Raw genomic sequence first — 13,006 nt, 5'->3', positions numbered from 1 at the left:
GCGATGCTGTACGACGTGACCCTCGCGGTGCGCTACGCCTACGACCAGCCGGCCGGGGCCGCCCGCATGAACCTGCGGATGATGCCCGGGTCGAACCCGGCGCAGCGGCTGATCTCGGGCCTGCTGGAGGCCGATCCCGTGCCGGACCTGCGCCGCGACCGGCTGGATTTCTTCGGCAACGCGCTGTCCGAGATCGCCTATACGGCCCCGCTCGACGCGGTGGCGTTCCGCTTTACCGGGCGCATCCAGCCGCTGGAGGTGCCTCGAGGGCTGGACCTGTCCTGCGCCCTGTCCGAACTGCCGCGCGAGTTGAACGAGCTCATGTCGCTTGCCCCGGACATGCCGCACCATTTCCTGGGCGTGTCGGACCGGGTGTCGCCGATGCCGGCGATCACCGGTTTTGCGCGGGACCTGACCCGCCCCGACATGCCGGTGCTGGCCGCGGTTGAGGCGCTGTCGGCGGCGCTGCACGCCGAGATCGCCTTTGATCCCACGGCGACCGATGTCACCACCGACCCGGCGGTCGCCTTCGAGAACCGCCGCGGGGTCTGCCAGGACATCAGCCACATCATGATCGCCGCGCTGCGCGGGATCGGCGTGCCTGCGGGCTATGTCTCGGGCTTTTTGCGCACCGAACCGCCCGAGGGAGAGGAGCGGCTGGCCGGGGCCGACGCCATGCACGCCTGGGTGAGGGCCTGGTGCGGGCAGGAGATCGGCTGGATCGAGATCGACCCCACCAACGACATGCGCGTCGGCGCGGATCACATCGACGTGGCCATGGGGCGGGACTATTCCGACGTCGCCCCGGTCAAGGGCACGCTGCGCACCTCGGGGCTGCACAGCACCTTTCACAGCGTCGACATGATCCCCGTCGATGAGACGGCCGGCCGCCCGCAAGAGGGCTGACCGGGTCCAGGCCTCACATCATCGGGGCGTCCCCGGCAAAGGTGGCCACGGTTTCATGGCCGTTGTCCCAGACCGTGACCCGCTCCACCAGCGTGCCGGCGCTGTTGTGGGTTTCGGTCGTGCTTTGCCAGAGGTAGGCGTCGGCAGTGTCGGTCAGCACCGAGGAATTGCGCACGCCGTTCACGAAATCGATCTCGTGCAGCCGCCCGTCGTCGTAGGAGGTGGTCTGGTAGTCCAGCCTGCCGCTGGAGTCCCAACCCCGCGTGGTCGCGTGCCAGACGAATTCGTCCGCGCCGTCGATCAGGATGCTGGTGACCATGCGTCCGCCGCTGTAGGTGGTCTGCACCTCGCGCCCGTCGTCGTAGACCATCTCGCGCCCCGTGCGGGCGCCGGTGCTGTCGAAACTGTCGGTGCAGCTGGTCCAGGTAGCGGTGTTGCCGAGGTCGGACATGGTCATCGTGCTGCGCTGGCCGTTTGTGTAGCCGATTTCCTGCACCGTGCCGGTGTCGTAGAGGTTGACCTGCCGGGTCAGGACGCCCGAGGTGTCGTAGACCCGTTCGATGCTGTGCCAGGCGTAGACGTTGCCACCGTCGGTGACCAGGGTGCTGGAGCGCAGGCCATCGGTGTAGAAGGTCTCGACGGTCCTGCCGCCGTCCCAGGTGGTGGCGTTGCTCAGCCGCGCGCCGCTCATGTCGTAGCGGTCGGTGTAGTGCTCCCAGGCGTAGATGTCGGCGCCGTCGGTCATCGTGGCCGAGGTGCGCACCCCGGCGGTGAAATCGATCTCCAGAATGCGGCCGTTGTCATAGACGTTGGTCTGCGTGTCCCAGCGGCCGCTTTCGAAGGTGCGTTCGATCGTGGTCCAGTCGTAGCTGTTCAGCACGTCCATCTGGATCAGGTAGCTGGTCAGCGCCTGGCCGGCGACATGCACCCGCAGCGTCTTGATCGCGCCGTCGGTCTCGACCTCGCCGTAGTAGCCATCGACAAAGTGCAGCGTCTCGATGCCGATCAGCCGGTCGGTGCCCTGGTCGCTGCCGTCGGTCAGGTTGATATCGGTGATCAGGACAGAGCTGTCGGCGCTGTCAAAGAAATAGGCGTAGTCGGTGGGTGCGCCCGCGACGACCAGCAGGTCCTCGCCGCCGCCGGCATCCAGCGTGTCGTTGCCTTCGCCGCCGCTCAGCGTGTCCGAGCCTTCGCCGGTCTGGATGTGGTTGGCGGCCGAGTTGCCGGTCACCTCGTCATTGCCCGACCCCGTGACTGCGTTCTCGATCACCGCGCCGCGCGCGATGGCAAAGTTGCCGATCTCGCCGTTGATATCCGAAAAGCTCTCGGCCATCAGGCTGAGTCGCTGGTTGTACGAGCGCGACCCCAGGTCGATCGTGTCGATGCCGGCGCTGTCGAAGATCGTCACCGCCCAGGCGCGGCTGAGATCCATGCCCAGCCGCGTCAGGGTGGTGTTGTCGCCGTAGACCGTGTTGCCGGTGTTGACGTTGGTGGGCGTGCCATAAAGGGTCTGGATCGCCAGGATGTCCGCCATCATCGGCGTTGCCAGGTAGTTGTAGCTGGCGTTGGTGTACGGGTTCTCGGACTGCGAGAAATACGACATGATCGACGTCTGCCAACTGTCGTTGGCGTAATGCGCGTTGCTGGAGAAGCTGGCGCCGCCGTTGTAGTTGCCGCCATGACCCAGGCCCAGCGCGTGGCCGATCTCGTGGATGTAGGTCTGGTGGTAGTAGTCGCCGTAACCCTGCCAGCTGGGGTGCACGTTGACGGTGGACGAGGAGATCATGTTCCACGACGAATAGACCCAGGACGAGGAGTAGGCGCCGGACTCGTTGTCATCGAAGGTGATGTCGGCGCCGCCCGTGGTCACCTGGAAAACCAGTCCCGAAACGGCGGTCCAGGCGGCCAGCGCGGCCATGGCGGCCGCCTGCCCGGTGGGATCGAGGCCGCTGAGGTTGACGCTCAGCGTGCCGCCCGCCTGTACGTCGAAGGCGCGCCAGTCGCGGCTGGTGGACTGCCAGTAGCCGTGGGTCAGCTGCAAGGCCACCTGGTCCAGCGTGAAGGTCGGCAGGCTGGTCGACGATGTGCCGCCGCCGGTCGTTCCGGCCAGCTCTCCGCTCAGGCCGTGCATGTCATGGATCTGGATCTTGGGATCGAGGCTCTGGCAGAGAAAGCACATGGATCAGGCTCCTGTCTGTCGGATCCGGCGCGCGTCCGCGAGGGGCGCGCCGGGGAACGGGAGCTGCTGTCGGTCGGATGTCGGCACGGCACACGGGATGCTGCGCCGCGCGAGGCGGTCGGGGATCGTGTCGTCGGTCATGTCCGTCCTGTGGCAGCTTGGCGAGCGATGGACCGGAGCAGACCGGTCACACCTGCATCAAGGCCAACGAATTGGCGGTCCGCTGGGCGGGAAAATGTTCAAAGCAGGTCATTGGTGCCGGTTAAGCAACCGTTAACCAGGGTTAACGGGAAGTGTTTCCGGATCGCCCCGTTTCCGACCGGACAATTCGAGAAAACTCTACCGCGAATTGTGCCGATCCCGAGGCCGAGTCGCGCCGCCCGGCTTGCGCGGGAAGGGGGCATTGGCTAAGTCTCGCCCATCTGGAGGAGCGTCCGCGTGCTGGATTTCACGCATCAGCCGGCCCTTGTGGCGGCCTCGCTGGCGGTTGCGCTGATGGCCGGGTTCAGCGGCTTGTCGCTGACGCGCGGGGCCAATGCGCTCAGCCTGTCGCGGCGCAAGGTGGTGGTCGCGATCGCGGCGGTGGCGCTGGGCGGTGGCATCTGGTCGATGCATTTCGTCGCCATGCTGGGGCTGCAACTGCCGATCCTGTTCTATTACGACGGGCTGGTGACGCTGATTTCGGCGCTGATCGCGATCCTGATGGTGGGGCTGGCGCTGCTGATCCTGCATTTCCGCCCGCGCACGCGGGTCACGCTGACCGTGGCGGGGGGGATTGTCGGTCTGGGCATCGCCGCGATGCACTATGTCGGGATGAGCGGGATGGAGTTGTGCCGCCCGGTCTACAGCCTGGGTGGCGTGGCGGTGGCGCTGGTGGCGGCCCTGGCGCTGTCGGTGCTGGCCATCTGGGTCGCCTATGGCGAGAGGACGCGCGGCAGCCTGCTGCTGGGCACGCTGATCTTTGGCGTGTCGGTCTTTGCGGTGCATTTCATTGCCATGGCGGGCACCGGGTTCCTGGCGCTCGATCCGCTGTCGGGGGCGGGGCCGGCGCTGTCGAACCACAGCCTGGCCATCGGCGTGACCCTGTCGTCCTTCGCGATCTGCGGCGCCTTCCTGCTGTCGGGCGCAACCTTCCTCGCACCGCAGGCCGAGCCGGAGGCAGCGCCGCCGGTGGCCGTTGCCGGCCCGACCGCACCCGAGGAACCGGAGTTGCCGCCACCCGTCCCGGGCGGGCGCGTGCCGGTGCCCTATGAACGCGAGGGCCGTACCCAGTTCATCGACGCGCGCGATATCGCGGCGGTGCGGGCCGAGGGGCATTACACCGTGCTTTATGCCGGCAAGGACAAGCTGTTCTGCCCCTGGTCGATCTCGGAATCCGCGCGGCGGCTGGGCGCGGCGGGGTTCCTCCGCACGCACCGCAGCTACCTGATCAATCCTGCCTTCGTGACCGAGTTCCGCCGCACCAAGGACACCGGCCTGTGTTTCTTCGAAGGGGTGGACGCGCTGCCCAAGGTGCCGGTCAGCCGGTCCCGCCTGGCCGAGGTGCGGCAAGTGCTGGGCGTCTGACCGGGGCCGCCCCGCGCCGGCGCAGCCGAACCACGGCATCGCGGCCTGACCCCGTTTCGAGGCATGTGAAACGTGTTTCGCAGTTCGTGAAGCGCATTCGCATTTCGTGCGCGTATCCCTGTTTTTCATGGCTGATCTGTTGGTCGGCGCCGGGGCTGGATGCAGCGTCGAGGCGTGCGGCACAAGACCGCAGGGGAGGATACATACATGATACCCGCCGGGTTCGAATACCATCGGCCGAACGATGTCGCGTCGGCCATCGCGCTGTTGCAGGAGCATGGCGACGCCGCGCGTGTCGTCGCGGGCGGCCACAGCTTGATACCGATGATGAAGCTGCGGCTGACCGACCTCAGCCACCTTGTCGACCTCCAGGCCATCGCGGCATTGAAGGGCATCGAGATCGGCGCCGGCAGCGTCACGCTGGGCGCCATGGTCACGCAGCACGAGCTGATCACCCACGAGGCCCTTGCCGCCGCCATCCCGCTGCTGCGCGAGGCGGCGCTGCAGATCGCCGACCCGCAGGTGCGTTACGTCGGCACGCTGGGCGGCAACGTCGCCAATGGCGATCCGGGCAACGACATGCCGGGGCTGATGCAGTGCCTCGACGCCAGCTTCGAGGTGCAGGGCCCGAACGGAACGCGGACCATCGCGGCGCGCGATTTCTACGAGTCCGCCTACGTGACCGCGCGCGAGGAAGAAGAGATCCTGACCCGGATCACCATTCCCGTCCCGGCCGTGGGCACCGGCTATGCCTACGAAAAGCAGAAGCGCAAGATTGGCGACTACGCGACCGCCGCCGCGGCGGTGCTGGTCGGCAAGGGCGGCGCGTCCATTGCCATGACCAACCTGTCCGACACGCCGATATGGTCCGAAGAGGCGGGCGCGGCGCTGGCCGCCGGGGACCGTGACGGCGCGGTGGCCGCGGCGCTGGCCGCCATCGACCCGCAGGAAGACATGCGCGGACCGATCGAGTTCAAGAAACACGTGGCGGGCGTCGTGTTGCGCCGGGCCATCGACCGCGCGCTGTTGCGCGTCGCCGGCTGAGGGAGAGACGACATGAGCAAGATGCACGTCAAGATGACCGTAAACGGGCAGGAGGTCGAGGGGCTGGCAGAGCCGCGCACCCTGCTGATCCATTTCCTGCGGGAAAACCTGCGCGTCACCGGCCCGCACATCGGCTGCGAAACCTCGCATTGCGGAGCCTGCACCGTCGACATGAACGGCAAGTCGGTCAAGTCCTGCACCGTCTTCGTCGCCCAGGCCAACGGGTCCGACGTGACCACGGTCGAAGGGTTGGTGAACGCCGACGGCTCGCTCTCGGTCCTCCAGGAGATGTTCCGCGAGCATCACGGGCTTCAGTGCGGCTTTTGCACGCCGGGGATGATCACCCGCGCGCACCGCCTGTTGCAGGAGAACCCGACCCCGACCGAGGAAGAGGTGCGGTTCGGCATGGCCGGCAACCTCTGCCGCTGCACCGGATACCAGAACATCGTCAAGGCGATCCTCGCGGCCGCCGACACGCTCAATGCACAGAAGGAAGCCGCGGAATGAAGGACGAGGTGGCAACCCCCGAAGCGCGCAGCGCCGGACTGAAGGGCATGGGCTGCTCGCGCAAGCGGGTCGAGGACGTGCGGTTCACGCAAGGCAAGGGCAACTACGTCGACGACATCAAGCTGGACGGGATGCTGTTCGGCGATTTCGTCCGCTCGCCCTATGCGCACGCAAAGGTCGTCTCGATCAACACCGAAGAGGCGCTGAAGGTGCCGGGCGTGCTGGCGGTGCTGACCGCCGCCGATCTCGCACCGCTGGGCCTGCACTGGATGCCGACGCTGGCGGGTGACAAGCAGATGGTGCTGGCCGACGGCAAAGTGCTGTTCCAGGGCCAGGAGGTGGCCTATGTCGTCGCCACCGACCGTTATGCCGCCTCCGACGGTGTCGAGGCGGTCGAGGTCGAGTACGACGAACTACCGGTGCTCACCAACCCCTTCGAGGCGCTGGAATCGGACGTGGTCCTGCGCGAGGACCTGGCCGGCCAGACCGAGGGCGCGCATGGCCCGCGCAAGCATCACAACCATATCTTCACCTGGGAACAGGGTGACAAGGCGGCCACCGAACAGGTGCTGGCCGAGGCCGACGTGGTGGCCGAGGAGATGATCTATTACCACCGCACCCACCCCTGTCCGCTGGAAACCTGCGGCTGCGTCGCCTCGATGGACAAGGTGACGGGCAAGCTGACGCTTTACGGCACCTTCCAGGCGCCGCACGCGATCCGCACCGTGGTTTCGCTGATCTCGGGCATCGCCGAGCACAACATCCGCGTGATCTCGCCGGACATCGGCGGCGGCTTTGGCAACAAGGTTGGCGCCTACGCGGGCTATGTCTGCTCGGTCGTGGCCTCGATCGTGACCGGCAAGCCGGTGAAATGGGTCGAGGACCGGATGGACAACCTGATGTCCACCGCCTTTGCCCGCGACTACTGGATGCAGGGCAAGATCGCCGCCACCAAGGAGGGCAAGATCACCGGCCTCTGGTGCCACACCACCGCCGACCACGGCGGCTTTGACGCCTGCGCGGACCCGACGAAGTTCCCCGCCGGCTTCATGAACATCTGCACCGGCTCCTATGACATCCCGGTGGCCTACCTGTCCGTCGATGGCGTCTACACCAACAAGGCGCCGGGCGGCGTGGCCTATCGCTGTTCCTTCCGCGTGACGGAAGCCGCCTATTTCATCGAACGCATGATCGAGGTGCTGGCGATCAAGCTGAACATGGACGCGGCCGAGCTGCGTAGGATCAACTTCATCCGCAAGGACCAGTTCCCCTACCAGTCCGCCCTGGGCTGGGAGTACGACTCGGGCGACTATCACACCGCCTGGGACAAGGCGCTGAAGGCCGTGGGCTATGATGATCTGCGAAAGGAGCAGGCGCAGCGGCTGGAGGACTTCAAGGCCGGCAAGACGCGCAAGCTGATCGGCATCGGGCTGACTCATTTCACCGAGATCGTCGGCGCCGGGCCGGTCAAGAACTGCGATATCCTTGGCCTGGGCATGTTCGACTCGTGTGAAATCCGCATTCATCCCACCGGATCGGCGATCGCGCGGCTGGGCACCATCAGCCAGGGGCAGGGGCACGCGACGACCTTTGCCCAGATCCTCGCCTCCGAAATCGGCATCCCGGCGGACGACATCACCATCGAAGAGGGCGACACCGATACCGCGCCTTATGGCTTGGGCACCTACGGGTCACGCTCGACCCCCGTTGCCGGGGCGGCAACGGCCATGGCGGGGCGCAAGATCCGCGCCAAGGCGCAGATGATCGCCGCCTACCTGCTGGAGGTGCATGACGACGACGTGGAGTTCGACGTCGACCGTTTCGTGGTCAAGGGCGACGGCAGCCGCTTCAAGACGATGAAGGAGATCGCCTTTGCCGCCTACAACAAGGCGATTCCGGGGCTGGAGCCGGGACTGGAGGCGGTCAGCTACTACGACCCGCCGAACATGACCTACCCCTTTGGCGCCTATATCTGCGTCATGGAGATCGACGTGGACACCGGCGAGCACGAGGTCCGGTCGTTCTACGCGCTGGACGACTGCGGCACGCGGATCAACCCGATGATCATCGAGGGCCAGATCCACGGCGGCGCGACCGAAGGCTATGCCATCGCCATGGGGCAGGAGATCGCCTACGACGACATGGGCAACCACAAGTCCGCGACGCTGATGGACTTCTTCCTGCCGACTTCCTGGGAGACGCCGACCTACCAGACCGATTTCACCGTCACGCCCAGCCCGCATCACCCGATCGGCGCCAAGGGCGTGGGGGAAAGCCCGAACGTGGGGTCGGTGCCGTGTTTCTCGAACGCGGTGCACGATGCCTTCCGTCCGTTCGGGCTGGTGCAGAGCCACATGCCGCACGACCACTGGCGGGTGTGGAAGATCGCCAACGGGCTGGGGCTGCATGGCTAGAGGGGTTTCGCCGCGCTGTCGCGCGGCGACCGACCGGGGGAGGCGCTGCCTCCCCCGGACCCCCTCCGAGGTATTTTCAAACCAAAGAAGATGTAGGCGATGGATGTGTCGGATCTGACAGGGCGTCTGGCGGCCACTGGTTACGTGGCCGACGATACCTTGGCCATGGCGTTGCACCTGGCGCTGGCGCTGGGGCGGCCCTTGCTGGTGGAGGGGCCGGCCGGCGTGGGCAAGACCGAGATCGCGCGGGCCTTGTCCGAAGTGCTGGAGACGCGGTTGATCCGGTTGCAGTGCTACGAGGGACTCGATGCCTCGCACGCGATCTACGAATGGAATTACCAGCGGCAGTTGCTGGCGCTCCGTGCCGATGGAGCGGACGAGGCGGCGCTGTTTTCCGACAAGTTCCTGCTGAAGCGGCCCTTGTTGGAGGCGATTTCGCAGACCAAAGCGCCGGTGTTGCTGATCGACGAGATCGACCGCGCCGACGAGGAGTTCGAGGCCTTCCTGCTGGAGATCCTGTCGGAGTTCCAGATCACCATTCCGGAGCTGGGGACGGTGACGGCGGTCACGCGGCCCGTGGTGATCCTGACCGCCAACGGCACGCGCGACCTGTCGGACGCGCTGCGGCGGCGCTGCCTTTATGCCTATGTCGACTACCCGGACAGGGATACTGAGTTGGCGATCCTGCGGCGGCGCGCCCCCGGGGTCGAGGCACGGCTGGCGCGGCAGATCGTCGGCGTGGTGCAGGCGTTGCGGCGCGAAGATCTGGAGAAAAAGCCGGGCGTGGCCGAGATGCTGGACTGGGCGGCGGCGCTCTCGGGCCTGGGGATCAACGACCTGAGCGCCAGCGCCGAGCGGGTGCAGGCGACGCTGGTCTGCCTGCTCAAGACCGCCGTCGACCGCGACGCGCTGCCGCCCGAGGTCATGGCGCGGATCGTCGGCAAGGTGGCGTGATGGCGGTCACGCGCTTTCCGTCGCGCGCCGAGGGGCTGGCCGACCGGTTGTCCGGCTTCATCGGGCATCTGCGGATGAACGGGCTGACGCTGGGCCCGGGTGAGACGGCGGCGGCGCTGGCGGCGCTGGGTCATGTGCGGGCGACGGACCCCGCCGAGGCGCGGCGTGCGCTCAAGGTGGTGCTGGTGCCCGATGCAGACGGGTGGCGTCGCTTTGACGAGTTGTTCGATGCCTACTGGTTCAACATGGGGCGGATACAGCAGCGCCCGCCCTCTCCGCATGTGCGGGTGCAGGCGTCGAAACCGGCGCTCTGGCAGGCGCACCTGGGTGAGGACGGTCCCGAAGGCGGGGATGGCGGCGAGACGGTGCCAGACACGGACGGTACGGGCGAGGCCGAGGGCATGGACGGCCGGCTGGTCGCCACCCGGACCGACACGCTGCGCAAGCGTGACCTGCGCGAGTTGATGGATGACGAGACCCTGCGCGCCGCCGAGAGGGTGGCGCGCGACCTGGCGCGGGCGATCCGCGACCGCCGGTCGCGCCGGCGCCGGCAGGCGGTGCGGGGGGCGCAGCTGGACATGCGGCGCATCCTGCGCGCCAGCCTGGCCCGCGGCGGCGAGCCGCTGGACCTGTTTCGTCGGCGCCGGCCGGAACGGCCCTTGCGCATCGTTGCGATCTGCGATGTCAGCGGGTCGATGCAGTCCGTGTCGCGCGTGTTCCTGGCCTTTCTCAAGGGGCTGATCGCGGTCGACACGCGGGCCGAGGCGTTCCTGTTTCACACCCGGCTGATGCGCATCACCGACGCACTGCGCGACCGCGACACGCTGCGCGCCGCCGGGCGGCTGAGCCTGATGGCCGAGGGCTTTGGCGGCGGCACCGACATCGGCGGCTCGCTCACCGCCTTCTGCGAGGGGCACGCCGCGCGGGCGGTCAACGGGCGCACCGTGGTCATCGTGCTGAGCGACGGCTACTGCACCGGCGCGCCGGAGGTTCTGGCCGGGGCGCTTGCGCGGCTGCGGCGGCGCGCCGGACGGATCGTCTGGCTGACACCGCTGCCGGGCTGGGAGGGCCATGCGCCCGTGGCCCGCGCGATGCAGGCGGCGCTGCCGCACTTGGAGGCCCTGCGTCCGGCCAATACCATCGAGGCTCTGGCGGCGCTGGAGCGGGATTTTGCGCGTTTCTGAGGGAGAGCAGGTCATGGGCACATTCGACATCTTCGACGCGGTGGCATCACAGCGCGCGGCGGGGCGGGCGTTCTGCGTGGCGACCGTGGTGCGCACGGCCGAGGTCACCTCGGCCAAGGCGGGGGCCAAGGCGGTGGTGACCGCCGAGGGCGAGATCCTGGGTCACTTGGGCGGCGCCTGCGTCAAACGCGCGGTGCGCGAGGCGGGGCTGGCGGCACTGGCCGAGGGCGCGCCCCGGGTGATCCGGGTGAAACCCTCCGAGCGGGTGGTGGCGCTGCGCGACGAGGACGGCGCCGAGGTCTACCGCAGCGGCTGCCCCTCGGGCGGGACGGTCGACCTGCTGATCGAACCCTATGTGCTGCCGCCAGTGCTGTGCCTCTTCGGCGACACGCCGATTTCCCGCGCGCTGGCGGTGCATGCAGGCCTCGCGGGCTACCGCGTGGCGCTGGCCGAGGGCGCGCATGGGGAGGCAGCGCTGCGGTTCGACGGTGTCGAGATCGGCGCGCTGGGGCTGACGGGGCGGGATTTCGTTGTGGTCGCCTCGCAGGGGGTGCAGGACCTGGCCTGTCTGCGCGCGGCGCTGGAAAGCCCGGCGCGGCGGGTGTCCATGGTGGCCTCGCGGCGCAAGGCCGAGGCGCTGTGCGCCAAGCTGCGCCAGGCCGGGATGGCCGAGGAGGCGCTGGCCCGGCTGAAATCGCCCGCAGGACTGGACATCGGCGCGGTGGACCCGTCGGAGATCGCCCTGTCGGTGCTGGCCGAGATCGTGTCGTGGCGCAACGCCGACCGGGCCGAGGCCGAAGTGGCGGGCCGCGACCGCGCCTGAGGTGTCCCGCCCGGGGCGGGCCGTGCCAAGGGGCTTGCCCGACCGGCCGCCGGCGCGCTAGCCATGCAGGGCGCGCCCACCAAAGCCAGGGAGACCGCCATGCTCGCCATTCTCGCCGACCGCACCTATCGCCACCTGTTCCTGGCGCAGGTGGTGGCGCTGCTGGGCACCGGGCTGGCCACCGTGGCGCTGGGGCTGCTGGCTTATGATTTGGCCGGCGACGGCGCGGCGATGGTGCTGGGCACCGTCTTTGCCATCAAGATGGTGGCCTATGTCGGGGTCGCCCCGGTGGCAGGGGCCTTTGCCGACCGGGTGAACCGGCGGCGCCTGCTGGTGGCGCTGGACGTGGTGCGGGCCGGGGCGGCGCTGTGCCTGCCCTTTGTCAGCGAAGTCTGGCAGGTCTACGCGCTGGTCTTTGTCCTTCAGGCTGCCTCGGCCGCCTTCACCCCGACCTTCCAGGCGACCATCCCGGATGTGCTGCCGGAAGAGGCGCGCTACACCCGCGCGCTGTCGCTGTCGCGGCTGGCCTACGATCTCGAGAACATCGCCAGCCCGACGCTGGCGGCACTGCTTCTGGCGCTGGTCAGCTTTGACGGGCTGTTCCTGGGCACGGCGGCGGGGTTCGTGGCCTCGGCGCTGCTGGTGGTCTCGGTCCTGCTGCCCAGCCCGCAGGCACAGCCGGCGCGCGGGGTCTATGACCGCACCACGCGGGGCACCCGCATCTACCTGGCCACGCCGCGCCTGCGTGGCCTGCTGGCGCTGAACCTGGCGGCGGCCGCGGCGGGGGCGATGGTGCTGGTGAACTCGGTGGTGCTGGTGCGCGGGCAGCTGGGGCTGGACGACAGCGCGCTGGCCTGGACGATGTTCTGCTTTGGCGCGGGGTCGATGCTGGCGGCACTGGTGCTGCCCCGGGTGCTGGACGGCACGGGCGACCGGCCGGTGATGCTGGCCGGGGCGGCGGTCATGGTGGCGGCGCTGCTGGGGCTGGCCGCGGGGATCGCGCTGGCGGGGCTGAGCTGGCCCCTGCTGGCCACGGCCTGGGTCGTGGTGGGCTTTGGCTATTCGGCAGTTCTGACACCCTCGGGGCGGCTGTTGCGGCGGTCGGCCCATGCCGGCGACCGGCCCGCGCTGTTTGCCGCGCAGTTCGCGCTCAGCCACGCCTGCTGGCTGCTGACCTATCCGCTGTCCGGCTGGCTGATGACGGCGCTGGGGCCGGTGCCGGCGCTGCTGGGGCTGGCGGCGCTGGCGGCGCTGGGCATCGGGCTGGGACTGCGGCTTTGGCCCAAGGGCGACCCGGTGGAGGTCGACCACAGCCACGACAGCCTGCCGCCGGATCACCCGCACCTGACGGATGGGCACCGGCACCATCGGCACGCGCTGGTGATCGACGATCTGCACCCGCGCTGGGGCGAAAGGTTCTGAACCCTTG

At 68.4% G+C, this 13,006-nt stretch carries 10 protein-coding genes; 9 read left to right on the top strand and 1 reads right to left on the bottom strand.

Annotated elements, in window-relative coordinates; translation table 11 throughout:
- Positions 1-3: 3 nt before the first annotated feature.
- A complete protein-coding gene (locus tag MAA8898_RS15520; protein ID WP_094021941.1) occupies positions 4-906 on the top strand; it encodes a transglutaminase family protein in 903 nt (300 codons plus the stop codon).
- A gap of 13 nt (positions 907-919) precedes the next feature.
- On the opposite strand, the gene MAA8898_RS15515 is transcribed toward MAA8898_RS15520, so the two are convergent.
- Positions 920-3,085, bottom strand: coding sequence for a M10 family metallopeptidase C-terminal domain-containing protein (locus tag MAA8898_RS15515; protein ID WP_094021940.1), 2,166 nt, complete (start codon positions 3,083-3,085; stop codon positions 920-922).
- Between the two features lie 438 nt (positions 3,086-3,523).
- On the opposite strand from MAA8898_RS15515, the gene MAA8898_RS15510 reads away from it, so the two are divergent.
- The 8 genes from MAA8898_RS15510 (at position 3,524) to MAA8898_RS15475 (ending at position 12,999) form a co-directional block, all read left to right on the top strand.
- Positions 3,524-4,651 carry an MHYT domain-containing protein gene (locus tag MAA8898_RS15510; RefSeq protein WP_094021939.1) on the top strand — a complete coding sequence of 376 codons (1,128 nt, stop codon included), beginning with the start codon at positions 3,524-3,526 and terminating at the stop codon, positions 4,649-4,651.
- A 207-nt stretch (positions 4,652-4,858) separates the two neighbouring features.
- Positions 4,859-5,695: an FAD binding domain-containing protein gene (locus MAA8898_RS15505; RefSeq protein WP_094021938.1), complete on the top strand. Its 837-nt coding sequence runs from the start codon at positions 4,859-4,861 to the stop codon at positions 5,693-5,695.
- A gap of 12 nt (positions 5,696-5,707) precedes the next feature.
- A complete protein-coding gene (locus tag MAA8898_RS15500; protein ID WP_094021937.1) occupies positions 5,708-6,202 on the top strand; it encodes a (2Fe-2S)-binding protein in 495 nt (164 codons plus the stop codon).
- On the top strand, positions 6,199-8,616 hold the full coding sequence (locus MAA8898_RS15495) for an aerobic carbon-monoxide dehydrogenase large subunit (protein WP_094021936.1): 2,418 nt from the start codon (positions 6,199-6,201) through the stop codon (positions 8,614-8,616). The genes MAA8898_RS15500 and MAA8898_RS15495 overlap by 4 nt, the downstream gene beginning before the upstream one ends.
- A gap of 99 nt (positions 8,617-8,715) precedes the next feature.
- Positions 8,716-9,570, top strand: a complete 855-nt coding sequence (locus tag MAA8898_RS15490) for an AAA family ATPase (RefSeq protein ID WP_094021935.1) — start codon at positions 8,716-8,718, stop codon at positions 9,568-9,570.
- A complete protein-coding gene (locus MAA8898_RS15485) occupies positions 9,570-10,754 on the top strand; it encodes a vWA domain-containing protein (RefSeq protein ID WP_176445185.1) in 1,185 nt (394 codons plus the stop codon). Before MAA8898_RS15490 ends, MAA8898_RS15485 begins: the two co-directional genes overlap by 1 nt.
- Positions 10,755-10,767: 13 nt before the next feature.
- A complete protein-coding gene (locus tag MAA8898_RS15480; protein WP_094021933.1) occupies positions 10,768-11,577 on the top strand; it encodes an XdhC family protein in 810 nt (269 codons plus the stop codon).
- A gap of 99 nt (positions 11,578-11,676) precedes the next feature.
- Positions 11,677-12,999 (top strand): MFS transporter, encoded by a 1,323-nt coding sequence (locus MAA8898_RS15475; RefSeq protein WP_094021999.1) that lies wholly within the window; start codon positions 11,677-11,679, stop codon positions 12,997-12,999.
- Positions 13,000-13,006 lie beyond the last annotated feature (7 nt).

The organism is Antarctobacter aquimaris (genome assembly GCF_900184945.1).
Classification (GTDB): Bacteria; Pseudomonadota; Alphaproteobacteria; order Rhodobacterales; family Rhodobacteraceae; genus Maliponia; species Maliponia aquimaris.
The sequence above is the reverse complement of the archived record's forward strand: the minus strand, read 5'-3'. Positions and strand labels throughout refer to the sequence as shown.

Bases quoted from the DNA above. Each gene is read 5' to 3' on its own strand.
- MAA8898_RS15505 (WP_094021938.1), top strand. From the start codon at position 4,859: ATGATACCCGCCGGGTTCGAATACCATCGGCCGAACGATGTCGCGTCG.
- MAA8898_RS15500 (WP_094021937.1), top strand. From the start codon at position 5,708: ATGAGCAAGATGCACGTCAAGATGACCGTAAACGGGCAGGAGGTCGAG.
- MAA8898_RS15475 (WP_094021999.1), top strand. From the start codon at position 11,677: ATGCTCGCCATTCTCGCCGACCGCACCTATCGCCACCTGTTCCTGGCG.
- MAA8898_RS15485 (WP_176445185.1), top strand. From the start codon at position 9,570: ATGGCGGTCACGCGCTTTCCGTCGCGCGCCGAGGGGCTGGCCGACCGG.
- MAA8898_RS15490 (WP_094021935.1), top strand. From the start codon at position 8,716: ATGGATGTGTCGGATCTGACAGGGCGTCTGGCGGCCACTGGTTACGTG.
- MAA8898_RS15480 (WP_094021933.1), top strand. From the start codon at position 10,768: ATGGGCACATTCGACATCTTCGACGCGGTGGCATCACAGCGCGCGGCG.
- MAA8898_RS15520 (WP_094021941.1), top strand. From the start codon at position 4: ATGCTGTACGACGTGACCCTCGCGGTGCGCTACGCCTACGACCAGCCG.
- MAA8898_RS15495 (WP_094021936.1), top strand. From the start codon at position 6,199: ATGAAGGACGAGGTGGCAACCCCCGAAGCGCGCAGCGCCGGACTGAAG.
- MAA8898_RS15515 (WP_094021940.1), bottom strand. From the start codon at position 3,085: ATGTGCTTTCTCTGCCAGAGCCTCGATCCCAAGATCCAGATCCATGAC.